This is a genomic window from Streptomyces sp. NPDC098789 (assembly GCF_044759975.1).
GTDB lineage: Bacteria > Actinomycetota > Actinomycetes > Streptomycetales > Streptomycetaceae > Streptomyces.
This window is the reverse complement of the sequence record NZ_JBIWAJ010000003.1, coordinates 92,124-113,074: the sequence shown is the minus strand read 5'-3', so window position 1 is coordinate 113,074 and position 20,951 is coordinate 92,124. Positions and strand designations below refer to the sequence as shown.

At 75.6% G+C, this 20,951-nt stretch carries 18 protein-coding genes; 10 read left to right on the top strand and 8 right to left on the bottom strand.

Annotated elements, in window-relative coordinates:
* Nucleotides 1-107: 107 nt before the first annotated feature.
* The gene (locus tag ACIQWR_RS08055) at nt 108-2,846 is read left to right on the top strand and encodes a DNRLRE domain-containing protein (RefSeq protein ID WP_404005901.1); all 2,739 of its coding nucleotides are present in this window, start codon (nt 108-110) and stop codon (nt 2,844-2,846) included.
* Between the two features lie 71 nt (nt 2,847-2,917).
* On the opposite strand, the gene ACIQWR_RS08050 is transcribed toward ACIQWR_RS08055, so the two are convergent.
* Complete coding sequence (locus ACIQWR_RS08050; protein WP_404005900.1) at nt 2,918-3,262, bottom strand: ArsR/SmtB family transcription factor; 345 nt, start codon at nt 3,260-3,262, stop codon at nt 2,918-2,920.
* A 72-nt stretch (nt 3,263-3,334) separates the two neighbouring features.
* Here ACIQWR_RS08050 and ACIQWR_RS08045 point away from each other — a divergent pair, with 72 nt between their 5' ends.
* Nucleotides 3,335-5,338, top strand: coding sequence for a heavy metal translocating P-type ATPase (locus tag ACIQWR_RS08045; RefSeq protein WP_404005899.1), 2,004 nt, complete (start codon nt 3,335-3,337; stop codon nt 5,336-5,338).
* Nucleotides 5,339-5,411: 73 nt separating this feature from the next.
* On the opposite strand, the gene ACIQWR_RS08040 is transcribed toward ACIQWR_RS08045, so the two are convergent.
* The 3 genes from ACIQWR_RS08040 to ACIQWR_RS08030 form a co-directional block, all read right to left on the bottom strand.
* Entirely contained in the window at nt 5,412-6,545 is a 1,134-nt protein-coding gene (locus tag ACIQWR_RS08040; protein WP_404005898.1) for a serine hydrolase domain-containing protein, read from the bottom strand.
* A 110-nt stretch (nt 6,546-6,655) separates the two neighbouring features.
* On the bottom strand, nt 6,656-7,168 hold the full coding sequence (locus ACIQWR_RS08035; protein WP_404006394.1) for a GNAT family N-acetyltransferase: 513 nt from the start codon (nt 7,166-7,168) through the stop codon (nt 6,656-6,658).
* 234 nt (nt 7,169-7,402) lie between these two features.
* Nucleotides 7,403-7,894 (bottom strand): hypothetical protein, encoded by a 492-nt coding sequence (locus ACIQWR_RS08030; protein WP_404005897.1) that lies wholly within the window; start codon nt 7,892-7,894, stop codon nt 7,403-7,405.
* A gap of 102 nt (nt 7,895-7,996) precedes the next feature.
* Between ACIQWR_RS08030 and ACIQWR_RS08025 the strand changes: the two genes are divergently transcribed.
* The gene (locus ACIQWR_RS08025) at nt 7,997-8,359 is read left to right on the top strand and encodes a hypothetical protein (RefSeq protein ID WP_404005896.1); all 363 of its coding nucleotides are present in this window, start codon (nt 7,997-7,999) and stop codon (nt 8,357-8,359) included.
* On the opposite strand, the gene ACIQWR_RS08020 is transcribed toward ACIQWR_RS08025, so the two are convergent.
* The 3 genes from ACIQWR_RS08020 to ACIQWR_RS08010 form a co-directional block, all read right to left on the bottom strand.
* A complete protein-coding gene (locus tag ACIQWR_RS08020) occupies nt 8,356-8,928 on the bottom strand; it encodes an AAA family ATPase (RefSeq protein ID WP_404005895.1) in 573 nt (190 codons plus the stop codon). The genes ACIQWR_RS08025 and ACIQWR_RS08020 overlap by 4 nt on opposite strands.
* A gap of 9 nt (nt 8,929-8,937) precedes the next feature.
* Entirely contained in the window at nt 8,938-9,789 is an 852-nt protein-coding gene (locus tag ACIQWR_RS08015; protein ID WP_404006393.1) for a MerR family transcriptional regulator, read from the bottom strand.
* A 163-nt stretch (nt 9,790-9,952) separates the two neighbouring features.
* Nucleotides 9,953-10,549: a hypothetical protein gene (locus tag ACIQWR_RS08010; protein ID WP_404005894.1), complete on the bottom strand. Its 597-nt coding sequence runs from the start codon at nt 10,547-10,549 to the stop codon at nt 9,953-9,955.
* Nucleotides 10,550-10,955: 406 nt separating this feature from the next.
* Here ACIQWR_RS08010 and ACIQWR_RS08005 point away from each other — a divergent pair, with 406 nt between their 5' ends.
* Nucleotides 10,956-11,795, top strand: a complete 840-nt coding sequence (locus tag ACIQWR_RS08005) for a peptidoglycan-binding protein (protein WP_404005893.1) — start codon at nt 10,956-10,958, stop codon at nt 11,793-11,795.
* Nucleotides 11,796-11,838: 43 nt separating this feature from the next.
* Here the strand turns inward: ACIQWR_RS08005 and ACIQWR_RS08000 are convergent, their stop codons facing one another.
* Entirely contained in the window at nt 11,839-12,591 is a 753-nt protein-coding gene (locus tag ACIQWR_RS08000; protein WP_404005892.1) for an SDR family NAD(P)-dependent oxidoreductase, read from the bottom strand.
* A gap of 209 nt (nt 12,592-12,800) precedes the next feature.
* On the opposite strand from ACIQWR_RS08000, the gene ACIQWR_RS07995 reads away from it, so the two are divergent.
* The 6 genes from ACIQWR_RS07995 to ACIQWR_RS07970 all read left to right on the top strand — a co-directional run bounded on the left by ACIQWR_RS07995 (nt 12,801) and on the right by ACIQWR_RS07970 (nt 20,826).
* Nucleotides 12,801-14,126 carry an AAA family ATPase gene (locus ACIQWR_RS07995; RefSeq protein WP_404005891.1) on the top strand — a complete coding sequence of 442 codons (1,326 nt, stop codon included), beginning with the start codon at nt 12,801-12,803 and terminating at the stop codon, nt 14,124-14,126.
* The gene (locus tag ACIQWR_RS07990; protein WP_404005890.1) at nt 14,123-15,217 is read left to right on the top strand and encodes a tetratricopeptide repeat protein; all 1,095 of its coding nucleotides are present in this window, start codon (nt 14,123-14,125) and stop codon (nt 15,215-15,217) included. The genes ACIQWR_RS07995 and ACIQWR_RS07990 overlap by 4 nt, the downstream gene beginning before the upstream one ends.
* The gene (locus ACIQWR_RS07985) at nt 15,214-16,326 is read left to right on the top strand and encodes a tetratricopeptide repeat protein (RefSeq protein ID WP_404005889.1); all 1,113 of its coding nucleotides are present in this window, start codon (nt 15,214-15,216) and stop codon (nt 16,324-16,326) included. Before ACIQWR_RS07990 ends, ACIQWR_RS07985 begins: the two co-directional genes overlap by 4 nt.
* 120 nt (nt 16,327-16,446) lie before the next feature.
* Complete coding sequence (locus ACIQWR_RS07980) at nt 16,447-16,905, top strand: hypothetical protein (RefSeq protein ID WP_404005888.1); 459 nt, start codon at nt 16,447-16,449, stop codon at nt 16,903-16,905.
* Nucleotides 16,906-17,013: 108 nt separating this feature from the next.
* Nucleotides 17,014-19,572 (top strand): glycoside hydrolase family 3 C-terminal domain-containing protein, encoded by a 2,559-nt coding sequence (locus ACIQWR_RS07975; protein ID WP_404005887.1) that lies wholly within the window; start codon nt 17,014-17,016, stop codon nt 19,570-19,572.
* A gap of 150 nt (nt 19,573-19,722) precedes the next feature.
* Complete coding sequence (locus ACIQWR_RS07970; protein WP_404005886.1) at nt 19,723-20,826, top strand: LacI family DNA-binding transcriptional regulator; 1,104 nt, start codon at nt 19,723-19,725, stop codon at nt 20,824-20,826.
* Nucleotides 20,827-20,951 lie beyond the last annotated feature (125 nt).

The window sequence follows — 20,951 nt, the reverse complement described above, 5'->3', positions numbered from 1 at the left end:
GCCCTAGTGTGCGCCCTACGCACGGCGCCGGTTCGGCTGTTTCCGGCCATGTGCGCGCACGCACCGCCGTGCACCTTCATCACCTCGCACTGTGAACTGGGGGGTTCATGCGCAGATCCAAAGGCCTGGCGACCGCTCTCGCCCTGGCCCTGTCCGGTGGCGCGACGGCCATCGCTCTGGGCCTCGTACCACAGGCCGCGGCGCTCACGCCGCCCGTGGCCTTCACGGCCGACGCGCTGTCGACCTGGCAGCCCAACGGCGTCGTCTGGGCACTCGCCGAAGCGAACGGCACGATCTTCGCCGGTGGCACCTTTTCGGCCGTCCGGCCGCCCGAGGGCGGCGCCGGCGCCGAGCGGTCCGCGGTCAACTTCGTCGCCCTCGACGCGGCGACCGGCGCCCCGACGGCCTGCACGCTCTCCTTCACCGTCGGCGGCGGCACCGCCACCGTCCGAGCGCTGGCCCTGTCGCCCGACAAGCAGACCCTGTACGCGGGCGGGTACTTCGGCGCCGTCAACGGCACGCCGGTCTCCAGCCTCGCCGCGATCGACGTGGCGACCTGCACCCCGAAGGCGGCGTTCCACCCGTCCTTCGCGGCCACGGTCCGCGCGCTCGCCGTCACCGACGACACCGTCTACGCGGGCGGCGACTTCCTGACCGTCCAGGGCCAGTCCCGCCAGCGCTTCGCCGCCGTCACCACCACCGACGGCGCCCTGCGGCCCTTCACGGCGGACGCCGACGAACCGGGCCGCGCGGTCGAAGTGACCCCCGACGGCAAGAACGTGCTGATCGGCGGCGACTTCTTCACCGTCAACGGTACGAACACCCACGCGCTCGCCGTCGTGGACGCCACCAGTGGCGCGCTCGCCAAGTCCTATCCCGGCTTCATCGAGACCAACTCGGTGGTCAAGGACATCGCCGTCGACGCCACCGGCTTCTACACCGGCAACGAGGGCACCGGCGGCGGGGTCTTCGACGGCCGGATCGCGCTCGACCTCGCGGACTTCGGCCAACGGTGGCGCGACACCTGCCTCGGCGCCACGCAGGCCGTGCTGCCCTACCAGAACGTGCTCTACAGCGCCTCGCACGCGCACGACTGCTCCAGCGTCGGCGAGTACCCCGACGGGCAGCGCCACCACCTGCTCGCCGAGCCCACCACCGGCACGGCCAAACTGGGCTGGGCCCCCGACACCAACGACGGCATCGGCGAGGGCATCGGACCGCGGGTGATGGCGGTCGGCTCCAAGGCCGGGGTCCAGTACCTCTGGGTCGGCGGCGAGTTCACCACTGTCAACGGCTCCGCGCAGCAGAGCCTGACCCGCTTCGCCTCCACCGGGGACACCGGGGCGCCGACCGTACCGGTCGCGAGCGCGGTGAGCTTCAAGCCGGGCCAGGTCCAGGTGCGCTGGCGCACCAGCCTCGACCTCGACGACAGCACGCTGACGTACAAGGTGTACCGCAACGGCTCGGCCACGCCGATCGCCACGGTCGCCGCCGACTCGCTGTTCTTCCGGCGCCCGCAGGCGTCCTGGACCGACACCACCGTCTCGGCGGGCCAGTCGTACAGCTACCGGGTGACCGCGACCGACGGCGCGGGCAACACCAGCGCCCTCTCCGCCACGGCATCGGTGACCGTACCGGCCACCGCGGACGCCTACCCGAACCAGGTGCGCACGGACGGCGCCGCACAGTACTGGCGCTACGACGAGAGCGCGCTGCCCTTCGTCGCCGACTCCTCGGACGGCGGCAACTCCAGCGGCGTCCACCTGAACGCCCCGGCGCTGCGCCAGACGCCCGGCGCGGTCACCGGCGCGAGCACGGCGATCGGCTTCAACGGGACGGACACCCAGGTGTACGGCGACCGCCGCTCGACGGTCGGCGGCAGCTACACGCTGGAGACCTGGTTCAAGACGAACACCACGCGCGGCGGCAAGCTCGTCGGCTTCGGCAACAACCAGACGCGCGGCAGCAGCCAGTACGACAAGCACGTCTACATGACCAACGACGGTCGCCTGACCTTCGGCGTCTACACCGGAGCCACCCGCACGATCACCACGGGCGGCGCCGCCCGCTACAACGACGACCAGTGGCACCACGTCGTCGCGACCCAGGGCGCGGGCGGCATGGTCCTCTACGTGGACGGGGCGCAGAAGGGCACCCTGAACGTCACCACGAACGAGAACTTCGCCGGCTACTGGCACGCGGGCGGTGACAACCTGAACGGCTGGCCGGAGCGTCCCACGAGCGACTACTGGGCGGGCCGGCTCGACGAGACCGCCGTCTACCCGACGGCCTTGACCGCCGCACAGGTGCAGAACCACTACGCCCTCGCCACGGCTCCGGCCGACTCGGTCGTCCAGGTCCAGGCCGCCGAGGACACCTACGCCAACGCGGGCGCACCGGGCACCAACTTCGGCACCTCCGGTTCCCTGGCGGTGGGCGGCAGCGCGCTCTACCAGAGCTACCTGCGCTTCACCCTGCCCGCGGCGCCCGCCGGCACGGCCTTGAAGTCGGCCACGCTGAGCGTGAAGACGAACACGATGAGCGGGGCGGGGACCACCGACACCGTGTCCGTGGTTCCGGTCACCGGCGCGTGGACGGAGACCGGAACGACCTACTCCAACCGTCCGGCCCTCGGCGCCACCGCGCTCGGCAGCTTCGCCGGCATCGCGGACGGCTCGGCGCTCGCCACGACCACTCTGGACCGGGCCACCGTCGCCGCGGCCCTGAACGGCTCCTACAGCCTGGCGCTGACCAACGGCGGCGCCGACCCGGCGTGGCTGTGGTCCTCGGAGGCGGCCGCGAACGAGGGGACGCCCCAGCTGACCCTGACCTTCGGTCCGCAGTAACGCCAGCACCTCGCGGAATCGTCGAAGGGGGCACGGGCCGACACGGCCCGTGCCCCCTTCGCGCGTCTCCGTCAGGGGGCGGGAGCGGAGGCAGGGGCGGCGCCCGGCTCGCCGTGCCCGATGTGGGCCAGGACCTGCTGGAGCAGTGCGCTCACGTGGGCGTCGTGCAGCTCGTAGACGACGCTGCGGCCCGTGCGGCGACCCGTGACGAGGTCGAGGTGGCGCAGCAGCCGCAGGTGGTTGGAGACGGTGGGCTGGCCGAGGCCCAGGTCGTCGGCGAGTTCGCCGACCGAGCACGGCGCGTGCAGCAGGCGGGCGAGGATCCGGATCCGGGCGGGCGAGGCGAGGCCCTGCATGACCTCGGCGACCGCCTCGGCGTCCGGCTCGGTGAGGGTGGGGGCGGCCGAGGGTTCCATGGCGTCACTCTAAGTCAAGGGATTGAGATGTGCACAGGTTCATATATTTGGATGTGCTGATATATTGATGTCATGAATACGAACCGCACGCCGAACCCGCCCCGCGGCGACGGCCACGCGCACGGTTTCCTCGGCGAGCGCGCCGAACTGGTCAGCGCCCTGCTCGCGCTCACCGTCTACCTGACCGGCCTGATCCTGGAGCTGACGGGCAACGGCGGCCCCGCGACCAGGCCCCTCTTCGTCGCCGCCTACGTCTTCGGCGGATTCTTCACCCTCCGCGAAGCCCTGCTCACCGTCCGGCGCGGCCGCTTCCAGGTCGACTTCCTCATGCTGATCGCCGCGGCCGGCGCCGCCGCCATCGGCGAGTGGGAGGAGGGGGCCGTCCTGCTCGTCCTCTTCAGCCTCGGCCACGCCCTGGAGGGCTACGCGATGGGGCGCGCCCGCAGGTCCATCGAGGCGCTGGGCGAGCTGGCACCCCGCAGCGCCCTCGTCCTGCGCGCCGCGACCCCGGTCGAGGTCCCCGTGGAGGAGCTGGTCGTGGGCGACACCGTCCTGGTCCGCCCGCACACCCGGGTCCCCGCCGACGGATTCGTCGCCTCCGGCACCGGCAGCCTCGACCAGTCGGCCATCACCGGCGAGAGCATCCCCGTCGACAAGCAGCCGGTCGCCGACCGCGCCGCGGCCCTCGCGAACCCGGCCGCCGTCGACGCCGCTAGCCGGGTCTTCGCCGGTACGGTCAACGGCGCCGGCGCCCTCGACGTCGTCGTCACCCGCCTCGCCCGGGACAACACCCTCGCCCGGGTGGTGCGCATGGTGCAGGAGGCCGAGGAACGGACCTCACCCACCCAGCGCTTCACCGACCGCTTCCAGAAGGTGTTCGTCCCCGGCGTGCTCGCCCTGGTCGCGGTGCTGCTCGGCGTCGGCGCCCTCACCGGCGAACCCTTCGCCGACACCTTCTACCGGGCGATGGCCGTCCTCGTCGCCGCCAGCCCCTGCGCCCTCGCCATCGCGACCCCGGCCGCCGTCCTCAGCGCCGTCGGCCGCGCGGCCCGTGGCGGCGTACTGGTCAAGGGCGGCGCCCCGCTGGAGGAGTTCGGGCGGCTGCGCACCATCGCCTTCGACAAGACCGGCACCCTCACCGAGGGCCGCCCGCGGCTGACCGAGGCCGAGGCCGCCGACGGCGCCGGCCCGCAGGAGCTGCTGCGCACCGCCCTCGCCGTGCAGCGCCTGAGCGACCACCCCCTCGCGCAGGCCGTCGTCCGCGACGCCCCCGCGCTGCTGGACGGGGCGCCGGAAGCGTCGGCCGCCGTGAACCTGCGCGCCGTCATCGGCCGCGGCGTCAGCGCCGAACTCGACGGCGAGGACGTCCACATCGGCAGCCTGGCCTACGTCGACACCCTCGCGGGTCCGCCCGTACCGGCCGCGCTGCGCGAGCGGACGAGGCAGCTCGCCGAGACCGGCCGCACCACCATGCTGGTGCGCCGGGGCGAGCGCTACCTCGGCACGCTCGGCCTGATGGACGCCCCGCGTCCGGACGCCGCCGACACGGTGGCCGAGCTGCGCGGACTCGGCGTGACCCGGATGGTCATGCTCTCCGGCGACGACCAGCGGGTCGCCGACGAGGTGGGCCGCGCGGTCGGCATGGACGAGGTCCGCGGCGGCCTGATGCCGCAGGACAAGGTCACCGAAGTAGCCAGGCTGCGCGCCGCCGACCGGACCGCCATGATCGGTGACGGGGTCAACGACGCGCCCGCGATGGCCGGCGCGACGGTGGGCGTGGCGATGGGCGCGGCCGGTTCCGCCGTCGCCCTGGAAACGGCGGACATCGCGCTGATGTCCGACGACCTGCGCCGACTGCCCTTCATCACCGGCCTCAGCCGCCGGGCCAGCCGGATCATCCGGCAGAACCTCTGGCTGAGCCTCGGCATCGTCGCGGTCCTGGTCCCGGCCACCGTCCTGGGCATGGGCATCGGCCCGGCGGTCCTGGTCCACGAGGGCTCCACGCTGATCGTCGTGGCCAACGCCCTGCGCCTGCTGCGCTACCCCGACGGCGCGGCGGTACCGGCCCGGGGATAGGCGCCCCGCAGGAGGCGCCGCGCCGGTGCGGGGACCGGCCCGGCCGCCCCCGCGGGCGGCGGACGCGCTCCCGTCAGGCCAGCGCGCGGACCACCGACCACAGGAGGCGCTCGCTCTCCGGGGCGGCGCCGCCGGGGAAGGCGTACCGGCGCCGCGCGTAGCCGTACGCGAAGCCCTGGCGGGGGTCGGCGAGCGCGAGGGAACCCGCGGCGCCGCTGTGGCCGAAGGCGCCCGCGCCCAGGGCCGGGAAGTTCGGGCCGTAGCTCTGGAAGCCGAGGCCGAACGCCTTGGCCGTGCCGCTCACGAGGTCCTTGCCCTCGGAGTGGATCCGGGCGAACTCGGCTGCCGTGTCCGGCTTCAGCAGGGGCGCCCGCCCGTCCAGGCCGAAGGCGGCGGCCGCGTACAGGCCCGCCAGACCGCGCGCCGAGCCGAGCCCGCCCGCCGACGCCTGGCCCCCGGCGCGCACGGCACGCGAGTTGGGGAAGTCGTACAACTCGCCGTTGCCCGGCGCGTGCGCGTTGAAGGCGATCCCGCCGAGGCCGTACGGGCTCGCGGCGGCAGCCTCGATCTCGGCCGCCTGCTCCGGCGTCGGCAGCATCGCCAGCGTGCTCAGGAAGCGCGGCTCCTCGGACTCCGGCAGGCCCAGCCACATGTCGAGCCCGTACGGAGCGCGGATCCGCTCCTCGTACCAGTCCTGGAGCGTGCGCCCGGTGGCCCGGAACACCACCTCGCCGACCAGGGCGCCGATCACGATGGCGTGGTAGCCGAAGAACCTGCCCGGCTGCCAGAAGGGGCGCTGTCCCGCCAACCGGGCGGCCAACGCCCGGTCGTCCGCCAGTTCCGCCGCGGTGAACCCGGCGTCCGAGCCGATCACCCCGGACCGGTGGGCCAGCAACTCGCGCAGCGTGATCCCGTCCTTGCCCTCGGCCGCGAAGTCCGGCCAGTACGAGGCGACGGTGCGGTCGAGGTCCAGCAGGCCGTCCTGCACCAGCAGGGCCGTCACCAGGTACGCCGCGCCCTTGGTGGACGAGAAGACGCCGAGCAGGGAGTCGGCGTCCACCCCCTCCGACCACAGGTCCACGACCCGCTCACCACCCCGGTACACCACCAACTGCGCGCCGGGCGCGTGCTCCTCGGCCTCGAGGAAGGCGGCGAACTCCTCGCGCACCCCCTCGAATCCGTCGACCACCGTGCCGCTCACTGCCATGAACCCTCCCGAACCATCCCGTTGATCTCGCCGTCCCGGCAACCCGGCACCTCCGTAACCGTATTCCCCGACCTGCCGGAGCGCGGTTCATGCGCCTCACCGGACACCCGTCAGTCCTGGGGCCCGAGTCGCCAGCGGACCTCGCCGTCCTGTACTTCGGCGGTGGGCGCGAGTCCGCAGGCGGCGGCCACGGCCGCCGAGGCGTGGTGGTCCGGGTGGACGTGTGCGACCACGGTGTGCGCGACGGCCGGGCCGACGGCGGGCGCCGTCAGCGCGGCGACCAGCGCGCGCGCCGCCTCCCGGGCGTAGCCGTGCCCCTGCCAGGCGGTCCCGATGACCCAGGCCACCTCCGCCGTGCCGTCCTCGACGGTGGCCTGTACGGTCCCCACGAGTCGCCCTCCGGCGCGCGAGCGCAGCACCCAGTTGCCCCACAGGACGGCCGGGTCGGGGGAGCCCGCGGCCTGTCGCGCGTAGCGGGCGCGCAGCGCGTCGAGCTCCGCCGGCGCGCCGCCGATGAACGCGTGCAGCGCGGGATCGGCCAATACGCCGACCATCTCCCGCGCGTGCTCGACCGCCAGCGGCACCAGGTCCAGCCGCGGCGCCGGGACCGACCCGGGCAGCACGGCGGGAGCGGCGGGGGCGGCCCGCGGGCGGACCCGGTCCACCGGCGCCACGACCACCGGATCCCGGTCGTGGACGAGCGGGACCGTCGAGGAACCCCCGGGGCGCAGCTCCACCGTCTCGCCGTCGTCGACCCGCGCCGCGAAGGCGTCCATCATGCTCATCCGGTCAGCGTGCACCACCGCCACCACGGACGACACCGGATTTCCGGCGCCGGGCGCCGGGGCGCGCCGTGCTCAGCGCCGCGGTTCCACCTCCAGGAAGCGCCGGCGCCGCGGCCCCCGGTAGAGCAGGCACTCCCAGCCGTGCCGTCCGAGCACCTCGGCGCACGCCGACAGCCGCTCCTCCTCGGCCCCGGCGGCCCCACCGCCCGGCGGTCCCACCCAACTCACCTCGACCCGCTCCGGTCCCTCCCCGGCCAGGACCCGGTAGCCGGTGGCGGCGCGCCCGCCCGCCGCGTCCAGCGCCGACGGCGCGAAGCCGGCGGCTTCCAGTACGAGCGCCACCGCGCGCGGCATCCGCTGTCGCTCCCAGGGCGCGGGCACGGGGAGGGGCTCCGGCCCCTCGGCGGCCGCGGCGCCGCCGCCCAGGATCCGCCGCATCGTGAGCAGCCCCTCGTAGGCCGTGCGCACCTCCGCGGCCCGTGCCTTCGCCGCCGCCGCGCCGTGCGCCGGCGGCGGTCCGTCGCCCGTCGCGGGCTCGAAGCCGCCGGATGCCGCATCCGCCATGGTGTTCCGCCCTCCCGGCCCGCGCCGACTGAGTACCTCACACCCAACGACCTGAGTACGCCGCCCGATTCCCCGCGCGGCCGGTCCTGCTCGAATGAGGACATGACATCCGACGCCACCACCCGAAGCCGCCACCCGCGCCTGCGGAACGTCACCACCGCCGGGTCCGCCCTCGCCGTGGCCCTGCTCCCGCTGGTCGTGGGCGTGCTGGTGGCCAAGGGGATGGCCGCCGATCCGCACGCCCCGGTGAACGCGCTGATCACCGGCGGCGGTCCGCGCGCGGGGATCCCGCGCGCCGAGTGGCGCCGCCGCGGCCACCACGCCCGCACCACCCTGCGCCGGCTGCGCCCCGCGGCCCGTGACACCCGCGGCACCGGCAACCGGACGACGCGGGCCGCCGGCCCGGCGACCGGGCCCCTGCGCCGCGTCCGCCCGATCCGCACCGCGGCGCGGGAATCGCTCTAAGCGGCTCCGGCGCCGTGCGGCTCGTCGTTCCGCGGGTCGTCATCGGGCCGTTCGACGCCGCGCAGCCACGCCGTGGCCTCGGCCTGGCTGCGCAGTCGGACCACGTGCAGCGGGGCGAAGCGGGGATCGGCCGCGCGACGGGCGATCTCCGCGCGCCGGGCGGCGTACCGCGACCACGCCCACCACACCGGATGGTCGGCCTGCAGCCAGCCGAGCCACCCCTCGACGTTGCCCCCGAAGACCCGCTCGCGGCGCACGGTCCTGCGCAGGGACCGGCGCAGCACCCGCCACATGACCACCCGGCGCGGGTGGTCCAGCCAGACGATCGTGTCGGCCCGCTCCCACAGCAGGTCGCGGACGGCGCGATAGCCGAGCGAGTCGAAGATCCACGCGTCCCGCTCGGCGAGGCGGGCCGTGTCCCGCACGAAGGTCTCGTTCACGCCCCACCGCGGCCCCGTGAAGTACAGCGCGTCCATCTCGTGGTGCGGCGCCCCGAGCCGTCGGCTCAGCGCCGCCGCCAGGGTCGACTTGCCCGCCCCACTGATCCCGACCACCAGAACGCGTCTCATCCGGGCAGCCTACGCACCGCCCGCCCGCCCGCGGGCGATCGGCTCCTGGAGCTCGGTGACCCACTGGCTCCGGTCGGGCGGGCACGCGAGCGTCACCTCGCGGGCGTAGCCGACCGACCGCAGGCCCCGGGCGTCGAGCCAGCGCGCCAGCGCCTGCGAGGCGGGCAGTACGTCGTCCATCGCGCCCCGGTGCACCACGGTGGCCGCGCGTTCCACGGCCGGGAGGACGACGATCCGCACCTGCCCGCCCAGGTCCTCGGCGCGGACCGCGGACGCCACGGGCAGCGCCGCGTGCACCAGGATCGCCCCGCCGTCCTGGTCCGGCGCGTCCTCGTAGTAGGCGACCCCGGGACCGGTGGGCGTCACCCGGGCCGCGTCCGCCCGGGCGCAGAGGTCGGCGAACAGCGGCCCGATGACCGGCCCGATGTCGTGCGGGGCGTAACTCGCCGCGATCGCCGTCAGCTCGGCCAGTCGCACGGCCGGCAGGCTCTTGATCACGATGTCGTCGGTGGACATGGTGCCCTCGCTCTCGATGGTCCGGAGCCTCGTCTCGACCTGGGCCAGCCGGTCCGCCGCGGCGGCCATGGCGCTCTCCAGTTCCGTCCGGCGCAGCCGCAGCATGCCGCGCAGCTCCTGGGGATCCAGCCGCTCGTCGAGGATCGAGCCCACCTGCTGGAGGCTGAAGCCGAGGTCCTTGAGCGCGATGATCCGGTTGAGCCGCGAGAGCTGGGCCGCCTCGTAGTGGCGGTACCCGCTGTGGGGGTCGACACGTGCGGGGCGCAGCAGACCGATGGCGTCGTAGTGACGCAGCATGCGGACCGACACCCGGCCGTGCTTGGCGAAGTCTCCGATGGTGAACATGACGTCTTCCAGTGCAAGGGCTGACACAGGGGGAGGGTCAAGTCATTGTCGCGAGCTGCCGCGGCGCGCCGCCGTCCGGGGCCGCACGCGCGGCTCGCCGCATGCGGTTCAGCGCACACGGTTCAGCGCACGGGTTCAGCGCACACGGTTCAGCGCACGCGGTTCATTCGCCGAAGCGGCCCACGCACAGGTCCACGACGGAGGGAGGAAGCGTGCCGTCGGTGGCCGCGCACAGGTCGTCCATCTCCTGCTGCCCGCTCACCCGGGCGGGCGGCGGGGCCGCGTACCGGCGCGGATGGGACGGCGCGGGCTTGCGGGGGGACGTGCGTCGGGGCGCCGACGGCTGCATCGCCCGCTCGCCGGCCCGGCGTTCCTCCCCGGACCCGGACCCGGACCCGGACCCGGATTCGAACCCTGACCCTGACCCTGACCCGAGGTCGGCTCCGGGTGGGGGTGTGGCGGGCGACAGGGCGGGCCCGTCGGTGCCGGTGCCCGTGTGGCTGCGGGTACCGGTGTGCGCGCCGGGTGAGCGGCGGACGTTCGGCGCCGGGTCCGGCACCACGAAGAGCGGGCCGGGGGGCGCCCCGGAAGGCGAGGATCCGGTCCGGACGCCGTGCGGTGGCGCGGAGGCGTCGGCGGACGGTGCGGCGGGGCGGGAGGAGGACGGAGCCTGGGCGCCGTCACCGTCACCGACGGAGGAGCATCCGGTGCCCGCGAGGAGCACGACGAGGGACAGGGGGACGGCCCGGCGCAACTGCATCCCTCCACCATGCCGCACGCACGTCCTGGACGCGGGGGTCCCGTACCGCTTACGGGTGACGACCCGTCGACGCGCTTCACGAGGGGACACGTCGGGCGGATCGCTGATTTACGGACATCAGGCTTGACCCGGGTGCCTTCCGGAGGAAAGAGTGCGCCCGACCAAGAACCACCGCACGGGGCGCACTTCGGGTATCGGCACGGCGCCGCCACCGGGGTCCGAGAGCCGGGCGGGGGCCGGTTCCGCACCGCCGCACCGGTCCCCGCCCCTTCTCCCGCGGGCCCGGCGACCGTTTCCGGCCGGGTGGAGCGGCAGGTTCCGGCCCCGCCGCGGGGGCGGCGCCTGGTTCGCGCTACTTTGACCCCAGGGGCCACCCCCTGACCGTTGGCCCTGCCTGGAGACGACCGTGCCCCACCACCCCGACGAGAACGGCCCCGTCTTCGACGACCGGCTCCTCGTGCGCCCCTACGTCGCCCGCGGCGGGCGCTCCTCCCGCCGTGCGGGCCCGCGCCGCACGGGCACCCCGCTCTGGCCGCAGCACGGTCCGGTCACCACCCCCTCGCCCAGCGGGGCCGACCAGGGGACCCGCGCCGAGGCGGCCGCCGTACCCGCTCCCGGCGCGACCCCCTTCCCGGCGGACGCCGCGGGCCCGGCCCCGGTCGATCCGGCCCCGGCCCCGGCCCCGGTCGCGGTTCCGGTACCGCCCACGCCCGGGCGGCGCGAACGCGGCACCCGCTACTCGTTGGTGGCCCTCGGTCTCCTCGCGCTGCTCACCGCCGCCACCTTGCTCACCCTGCTCGACTCCCCGCCGGACGATCCGCCGCGCCCGGTCAGACCGCCCGAGGTGCCCGGCCCCGGGCTGCTGGCCCGCAGTCCGGGCGCCGGTGAACCCGACGCGTCCTCGACCGGGTCCGCACGCCCCTCCGCGCCCGGACCGTCGAGCTCCGCCCCGGCCGGTTCCGGCGGCCCGACGCCGAGCCGCTCCACGCGGCCGGAGCAGCCCGTCGCGCCACCGCGCACCGCGACCCCGCCCGCCGGCGGCACCCTGCGGCCCGGGGACACCGGCGCCGAGGTGCGCGCCCTCCAGGAACGGCTCTTCGCGCAGGGGTTCACGTACGTCTCCCCGACCGGTGTCTACGACGAACAGACCCGGCGCGGGGTCGCCCAGTTCCAGAGCGACCGAGGCCTGACCGGCGACCCGACGGGCATCTACGGCCCCCGGACCCGCGCCGCGATGACCCCCTAGGGGGCCTTCGGATCCTGTCCTGTCAGCACGGCGCCGGTCGGGGTCAGCGGCCGCCGGCGACGCGCAGGATCGTGCCCGTCGTGTACGACGCCTCGTCCGACAGCAGCCAGGCGACGGCCGCCGCGACCTCGGCGGGCTGCCCGGGGCGTCCGAGGGGGATCCCGGGGCCCGAGCGGGCGGCGCGGTCCGGGTCGCCCATGGCCGCGTGCATGTCGGTGTCGATGATTCCGGGCGCCACGGCGTTCACCCGGATCCCGTCCGCGCCGAGTTCCTTGGACAGGCCCACGGTCAGGGCGTCGGTGCCCGCCTTGCTGGCCGCGTAGTGGACGTAGTCCCCGGGCGCCCCGAGGGTCGCGGCGGCCGAGGACACGTTGACGATCGCCCCGCCGCCCGAGGCGGCCATGTCGCGGGCGGCCCGGCGGCAGCACAACAGGTACCCGAGCAGGTTCACGTCCAGCACCCGGCGCAGGTCCTCGGGCCGGGCGTCGGCCAGCCGGCCCAGCGGACCCGTCACCCCGGCGTTGTTGACCAGCCCGGTCACCGCGCCGAGTTCGGCCCGCGCGCGGTCGAACAGCCGGTCCACGTCGGCCTCCTCGGAGGTGTCCACGCGCACGGTCACGCACGCCGCGCCCCTCGCCCGCACCTCGGCCGCGACGCCCTCCGCGGCCGCGGAGTCGCTGACGTATCCGAGTGCCAGGCGGTGCCCGGCGGCGGCCAGGCGCAGGCAGGTCGCCGCCCCGATCCCCCTGCTGCCGCCGGTGACCACGGTGACCGGAACGGTCGGTCCTGCGCGCATGTGCTGCCTCCCACGTGTCGTCCCTGTTGCTGCCCCGTGCCGCTTCCCGGTGCCGCCTCCCGGGGACGGCCGGTGAGCCGCCGGTCCGCGGCCCGGAGCACCCATGATCACCCGTCCGATCACCCGCCGCCGACCGCGTGCGGTCCTCGGCCACCCGTCAACGGGGGCCAGGTTTCGTCACATCGGGGTTCACTCCATAGGGTGAAGCCATGTCCGACGAGTCCCCCCTGATCCGGAGCCTGCGCACGGCGGTCGCCGCCGCGCCCGACGACGTCCCCCTGCGCCTGCACCTCGCCGAGATGCTGCTCGCGGCGGGCCGGGCCGACGACGCCGTGGCCGAGGCGGCCGTCGCCCTCCAGTACGCACCCGCGGACGCCGACGCCCGCGCCCTGATGGTCCGTGCGATGGGCCTGCCCCCGGCCGGCTCCGCACCCGCGCCGGCCCCCGACGCGCCGGCCTCCGACGCACCGGCCCCCGCCGCCCCCGCGGCCGGACCCCCCGCCCCCGGCTTCGACTGGGCCGCCGCGGAGCAGGAACTCGGCGGTGTCGTCGGCCCCCGCTTCGTGGCGGATCCCGATGCCGCCGAGTACGCCCGCGAACGCCCCCTCACCAGCGAGGGCACGGGAGCGGACGGCGACGCGGCCGACTCGTCCTGGGAGGTCGACGCGCCCGGGACCGTACGCCTCGCCGACGTCGGCGGCATGCAGGAGGTCAAGGACCGCCTCGAAGCGGCCTTCCTCGCCCCCATGCGCAACCCCGAGCTGCGCAAGCTCTACGGCAAGAGCCTGCGCGGCGGCCTGCTCCTCTACGGCCCGCCCGGTTGCGGCAAGACCTTCATCGCGCGCGCCGTCGCGGGCGAACTGGGCGCGAGCTTCATGTCCATCTCGCTCTCCGACATCCTCGACATGTGGATCGGCCGGTCCGAGAAGAACGTCCACGACATCTTCGAGACCGCCCGCCGCCAGGCGCCCTGCGTGGTCTTCCTCGACGAACTGGACGCGCTGGGCGCCAAGCGCAGCCGAACCGCCCACAGCGGTCTGCGCAACGTCGTGAACCAGCTGCTCACCGAGCTGGACGGGGTCGGCAGCGGCGCCCACGAAGGCGTCTTCGTCCTCGCGGCCACCAACGTCCCCTGGGACGTGGACATCGCCCTGCGCCGCCCCGGGCGGCTCGACCGGACCCTGCTCGTGCTGCCGCCGGACGCCGCCGCCCGCGAGACGATCCTCCGCTACCACCTGCGCGAACGCCCCATCGAAGCCGTGGACCTGGGCAAACTCGCCAAGGCCACCGAGGACTTCTCGGGCGCGGACCTCGCCCACGTCTGCGAGAGCGCCGCCGAGACGGCCCTGCTCGACTCCGCCCGCACCGGCACCGTCCGCATGATCGGCATGAAGGACCTGCTCTCCGCCGCGAAGCAGATCCGCCCCTCCAGCGAGCCCTGGTTCGCCTCCGCCCGCAACGTGGCCATGTTCGCCAACGACGGCGGCATGTACGACGACCTGCTCGCCTACCTGAAGAAGAAGCGGAAGCTGTGACCGGGCAGCACACCGGCCCCCCGCTCCAGGCGCGCGACCCGCTCGCCGAACAGGGCGTGGCCCTCGTCGACGCGGGCCGCGCCGACCGGGCGCTGGAGGTGCTCGGGCGACGCCTGGCCGAAGACCCGGAGGACCTCTTCGCCCGGGTCTGGTTCGCCCGTGCGCACTTCCAACTCCGGGACTACCAGGCCGCCTACGAGGCCGCCGCCGAGGTGCTCGTCCGCGATCCCGAGCACTACGACGCGCACTTCGTCCGCTCCTTCTGCCTGCGCCGCGTCGGCCGCTACGCGGACGCCCTCGACGTGATGGAGCGGGCCGTCCGGATCGACCCGGACAACTGGCTCGCCCGCACCGGACGCGCCGAACTGCTCATGCTCGTCGACCCCCGGCGCCCCGACGAGGCCTGGGAGGAGGCGCGGGCCGCCGCCCGGCTGGGCCCCGAGGAGCGGTACGTCTGCGAGGTGCTGCTCTACGTCGCCACCGAGACGGGTCGCGAGGAGGCCGCCGAGCGGGCTCGCCGGACCCTGCTCGGGATGGACCCGGCCAACACCTTCGCCGTGCCCTACCTCGCGCGCCGCGAGGCCGACAGGCCCGGGACCAGCGCGGCGCGGGCCGCCGACACCTTCGCCGCCGCGCTGGCCGCCGTACCGGGCTCGGCCGACCTGCGCGCGGGACTCGACGCCGCCGTCTACCGCATGCTGCGCGGGACCCGGTGGCTGGCCCTCGCCTGCCTCGCCGTCTCCGCCGTGGCCCTGGACGTCTTCCCGACCGAGGGCGAGGACCCCAAGGCCCTGCCCCTGCCGATCGGCATGCGGCTGTGGGCGCTCGTCCTCATGAGCGCCGTCTGGGGCTTCGGGGCCTGGCGCCGCTACCGGCGGATGCGGGTCGGAGCGCGACTGAGCGTGCGTCCGCTGATCGCCCGCGAACCGTGGGCCCGGGTGGTGTCGGCCCAAGCGGCCTGGGCCACGCTCGCGGCCGTGCTCCTCGCGGTCGTCCCGTGGACCGAACGCGGCGTCCCCCAGCTGGTGTTCTGGACCGGTCTCGTCCCGGCCCTGGTGACCGTGGTCCACGACCGGAAGAAAGTCGGATGAACACCGAACCGTCCCGCCCGGAGCGGGCCGATGCCGGGGGCCTCGACCGGGCCGACGCCCTGCACGACCTCGGCCGCTTCGAGCAGGCCGCGGCGCTCGCCAGTACCCACCTGTCCGAACACCCGGACGACGCGGGGGCATTGATCCTCCTCGCGCGCTGCCGCCGCTCGCTCGGCGACGTGGCCGGCGCGTTGCGGAGCGTTGACGACGCCCTGCGCGTCGCGCCCGACGACATCTACGCCTGGCTGGTCCGGGTCGACGTCCTCAGCAAGCTGGGCCGTTTCGCCGAGGCCGAAGGGGCCGCGCGGCGGTGCATCGAGATCGGCCCGCTCTTCTGGGGCAGCCACCACTGCCTCGCGGTCGTCCTGGAGCAGAGCGGCCAGCGGAGCCGGCGCACCGAGGCGTACGTCGCGGCCCGGCGGGCCACCGAGCTGGAACCCGAAGCGGCCGCGGCCCACTTCATGGTCGGCCTGCTGGCCCACCGCCTCGGCGACCGGGCCACCGCCCGGCTGGCGTACGAGACCACCCTGCGCCTCGATCCGGAGAACAGCGAGGCCCACAACAACCTGGCCACGCTGCACATGCGGCGCAGCTGGTTCAGCCGCGCCGCCTGGACCCGCGCCGCCGAGGGCTTCGTCGACTCGGCCGCCCTCGACCTGGAGGACCGGCACGCCCGGTTCAACCTGGAGGCCATGGCCTGGGGGGTCGCGGCCGGCGCGCGCTGGCCCGCCCTGGTCGGATTCGTGCTCTCCCTCGGCTGCCGGCCCCCCGGGGGCACGGACGGCGCCACCCGGGCCGCCGTCACCGCCGTCGGGGCGGTGCTGATCGTCGCGCTGTGGGCGGGCTGGGTGCTGTGGCAGCGCGGCAAGATCTCGCCGCGGCTGCGCCGCCCGATGCTGCACACCGCGCGCAGCTGCCCCCCGGTCGTGGCGATGGCGGTGGCCGTGGCGGTGATGGCGCTCGGTTCGGTGGCCGTCCTGGCGCTGCCGGTGCTCGGCGCCGGGCTCGTCGGCTGGCTGGCCGTGCCGATCTTCTGGGGGCTGATCCTCACGTACTGGATCAGCCGCGCCGCGCTGAACCGGCGCGCGCCCTCCCGGCGCGGGCGGTAGGGAGACCAAGATCGAGTCGACACGCCTCGACGGAGGTCCGTAGCATCGAACCCGCGTCAATCGCCCCATAGTGGGTGTTTTTGCTCCACATGGGAGAGTCCGTCACCACGGGAGTCCAATGTGAACGCAGCAACGAGCTACCTGCGCGGCCCGCGCGGCCCGTGGGGCCGTAGCGGTCGCCGGGTCCGGATGGCCGCCGTCGGCGCCCTCTCCGCGGCCCTGCTCGCGGCCGGCGCCGCCGGTACCTTCGCCTCCGCCGCCGCGACCCCGAAGCCGAAGCCGAGCCCCTCCGCATCCGCCTCCGCATCCGCCTCCGTGACGCTCACGGCCACCCCGACCACGGTGAAGGCGGGCGACAAGGTGACCTTCACCGGCCGGACCAAGGGCGTGCCGATCGGTACGAAGGTGGTGCTCCAGCACAAGTACGGCGCCAAGTGGACGACGCTGCGGGCGAATACGACCGTCAAGCAAGGAAGCAGCTACTCGCTGGACAACGCGTTCCGGGACAAGGGCAAGGAGCAACTGCGCGTGATGGTCGGCGATGCCGTGTCGCCCACCGTGGACGTGACCGTCAACTGACCGTCGAGCAGGGCGGGTCCACCACCGTTGACAGGCTCCGGCACGGCCCGGGATCATCTGGGAGAGCGCTCTCCCGCTCTCTCGGATGATCCGGACGAAGGGGCCCGCATGCGCGGCGGCGGTGGTGGCGGCATTGATGACGAGGAACGGCTCGCGGACCGGCCGGCCCGGTCGGACCCGCCGGAATTGCTGGACCCGCCGGACCCGCCGGACCCGGTGGACCTGCCCGACCCGGTGGACCTGCTGGACCTGCTGGACGTCGACGGCCAGGTACGGCTGCTGACCGGCGCGGACACCTGGCGCACGGTCGCCGAACCGGCCGTCGGGCTGCGGCAGATCGTCTTCTCCGACGGGCCGGCCGGGGTGCGCGGACCCGGCTGGGACGAGCGCGACACCTCGGCCCTGCTCCCGTCGGCGAGCGCGCTCGCCGCGCTCTGGGACGAGGACCGGGTGCACCGCCTCGGCGTGCTCCTGGGCGACGAGGCCCGCCGCAAGGGCGTCCACGTCCTGCTCGCCCCCACCCTCAACCTGCACCGCAGCCCCCTCGCCGGACGCCACTTCGAGTGCTTCTCCGAGGACCCGCTGCTCGCGGGGCGCACCGGAGCCGCGCTGATCCGCGGCATCCAGTCCCGCGGGGTCGCCGCCACCGCGAAGCACTACGTCGCCAACGACTCCGAGACCGACCGGCTGACCCTGGACGCCCGGATCGACGAGCGGGTGCTGCGCGAGCTGTACCTCGCCCCCTTCGAGGCGGCCGTGCGGGCCGGGGTGTGGCTGGTGATGTCGGCCTACAACGCGGTCAACGGCGCCACCATGAGCGAGAGTCCGCTCCTCGCCGAACCGTTGAAGGGGGAGTGGGGCTTCGACGGCGCCGTCGTCTCCGACTGGGGCGCCGTCCGCTCGACCGCCGCCGCCGGGTCCGCGGCGCAGGACCTCGCCATGCCGGGCCCGTCCGCCCCCTGGGGGCAGGCGTTGGCCGGCGCGGTCCGCTCGGGCCAGGTGCCGCCGGGGGCCGTGGCGGACAAGACCCGCCGCCTGCTCCGGCTCGCGGCCCGGGTGGGCGCCCTGACCGCGCCCGAGGGCCGGGGCGGCCCACCCGCCCCGGCGGTGGACCTCCCCGCCGCTCCCGGCGACACGGCCGCGGTGTTGCGCGACGCGGTGGCCGCCGGCGCCGTGCTGCTGGAGAACCGGGGGGTGCTGCCGCTCGCCGCGGGCCGGCTGCGCAGCCTCGCGGTCATCGGCGCGCACGCCGGCCGCCCGCGGGCCCAAGGGGGCGGCAGCGCCGAGGTGTTCCCGCACTGCGTGGTCAGTCCGCTGGAGGGCATCCGGGCCGCGCTGCCCGCCCGGGTACGGGTCCTGCACGCCCCCGGCCCGGCCCTGCACGACGAGGAACCGCTGCCCGTCGGCGAGGGGCTCTGCCGCGATCCGCGGTCGGGTGCGCCGGGGGTGCGGTTGCGCGTCCTGGACGTCCGGGGGGCCTGCCTGTACTCCCTCGGTCTTCCCTCGGGCCGGGTGCTGGAGCCCGAACTGCCCCCCGGATCCGACACCGTCGAGCTGGCCGGCGTACTCCGTCCTTCCGTGAGCGGCACCTGGACGCTGGGCCTGGGCGGCTTCGGGCGGATGCGGCTGACCGTGGACGGCGAGGTGGTGCTCGACGGGGAGTTCCCGGCGGAGACGGACGATCCGGCCGTCGTGCACGTACGGCCCCCGCTGCGCACCGTCCGGGTGCACCTCGTCGAGGGCCGGGAGGTACGGGTGTGCGCCCGGCGCCAGCTGGCGCCGGGGACCGGGCGGGCCACCGTCCTGGCCGCCGCACCGCCCGCCCCGGACCCGGCCGAGGCGCTCGCCGAAGCGGTGGCGGCGGCCCGCGCTGCCGACGCCGCGGTCGTCGTCGTCGGCACCACCGACGGCAGCGAGTGCGAGGGGCGCGACCGCACCGACCTGCGGCTGCCCGCACCCCAGGACGAGTTGGTGCGCGCGGTGCTGCGCGCCAACCCGCGCACGGCGGTCGTCGTCCAGGCGGGCGGCCCGGTCGAGCTGCCCTGGCGGACGGACGCCGGGGCCGTCCTGCTGTCCTGGTTCCCCGGGCAGGAGGCCGGCAGCGGACTCGCCGACGTCCTCTTCGGCCACCGCGAACCGGGCGGACGCCTCCCGACCACCTGGCCGGCCGTCCTCGCGGACGCCCCCGTCCGCACCACCCGCCCGGCCCCGGACGGCCGACTGGCCCACCCCGAGGGCCTGCACATCGGCCACCGCGGCTGGCTGCGCACCGGCCGCGCGCCCGCGTACTGGTTCGGGCACGGGCTCGGCTACACCACATGGGACTTCGAGACCCTGACCCGGCTCCCCGGCGACCGAGGGGCCCCCGTCACCGAGTTCGCGGTGGTCCTGCGCAACACCGGTGCGCGGGCCGGTCGTCAGCTGGTGCAGGTGTACCTCGGCCGACCCGACTCGGCGGTGGAGCGCCCGGTGCGCTGGCTCGCGGGCTGGGCCGCGGTCGAGGTCGGGCCGGGGGAGCGGGCGACGGCGGTCGTACGGGTCCCCGCGCGCGCCCTGCGGCACTGGTCCCCGGAGGCGGCGACGTGGGTGACGGAACCGGGCCCGTACGAGGTCATGGCCGGGCCGACGGCGGGTGACCTGCCGCTGCGGACGGTGCTGGAGGCGTGACGCGCGGCGCGTGACGCGCGCCGGGCCGTACGCCGGGTCGTTCGGCGATGCGTGCGGCGGGTCGCGCGGCGGGGCGCGGGGTCGGTCGTGCGCGGACCGCACGCCGGGGCGCGGGGTCGGCCGCCCGGGGGCCGCGGATAGGGTGCCGCCATGGACACGGAGCGGGACGCGGGCGGGACCGGCGGCGCGGGGGTCGGGGCGGGCGCGGCGCCCACGCTGGAGGACGTCGCCCGGGCCGCCGGGGTGTCCCGCGCCACGGTGTCGCGCGTGGTCAACGGCGTCCGCAACGTGGATCCCGCGATCCGGCGGGCCGTCCAGAGCGCGGTGGACGCCACCGGGTACGTGCCCAACCGGGCCGCCCGCTCCCTGGTGACCCGGCGGGCCGGGGCGGTCGCGCTGGTGGTCTCGGGGGCGGGCGCGGACGCCGCGGGCGGCTTCGCGGCCCGGGTCTTCCAGGACCCCTTCTTCGGTCGGGTGGTCAGCGGCGTGGTGCGCGCGCTGCGCCCGCGCGGGGTGCATCCGGTGCTGATGTGCGCGGAGACGGACGCCGAGCGGACCGAGTTGCTCGCCTACCTCTCCCAAGGCGGCGCGGACGGGGCGTTGCTGGTCTCCACCCATCCGCACGACCCGCTGCCGGGATTGCTGGCGCGGGCCGGGCTCGCGGCGGTGCTGTTCGCCCGGCCCGAGCCGGACGTGCCGTTGCCGTCGGTGGACCTGCGGCACCGGGACGGGGGCGCGCTCGCGGCGCGGCACCTGCTCGCCGGTGGCCGCCGCCGCATCGCGGTCATCGCGGGGCCCGGCGACGTACCGGCGAGCCGGGAGCGGGTGGCGGGGTGCGCGCAGGCCCTGGGGGAGGCCGGGCGGCAGCCGCTCGCCGTCGCCGAGGCCGACTTCACGGTCGAGGGGGGCGAGCGGGCCGTCCTGCGGCTGCTCGCCGAACACCCGGATCTGGACGGGGTGTTCGCGGCCAACGACCTGATGGCCCAGGGGGCGTGCCTGGTGCTGCGCGAGCACGGGCGCCGGATCCCGGACGACGTGGCGGTGGTCGGCTTCGACGACTCCAGCGCGGCCACCGCCTGCCGTCCGCGGCTGACGACCGTGCGGCAGCCGGTGGAGGACATGGCGGCGGAGATGGTGCGGCTGCTGCTCGACGGCCCCGGGGAGGCCCGCGGGGCCGCAGCCGCCGGGGGCGCCGGCGCCCCCGGCGCGCCGGTGCTGTTCGCGCCGGAGCTGGTCGTCCGGGACTCGGCCTGAATCCCGAGGACGTGGCGGACCGCACCGCGTGAGGCCGTCCACGGCCCCGCCGTCCCCGCGCGCGCCGCGGACCGGTCCGGCGCGCGGCGGGGTGGTTGACCCCGGCGCGCACCGTCGATCGGTAC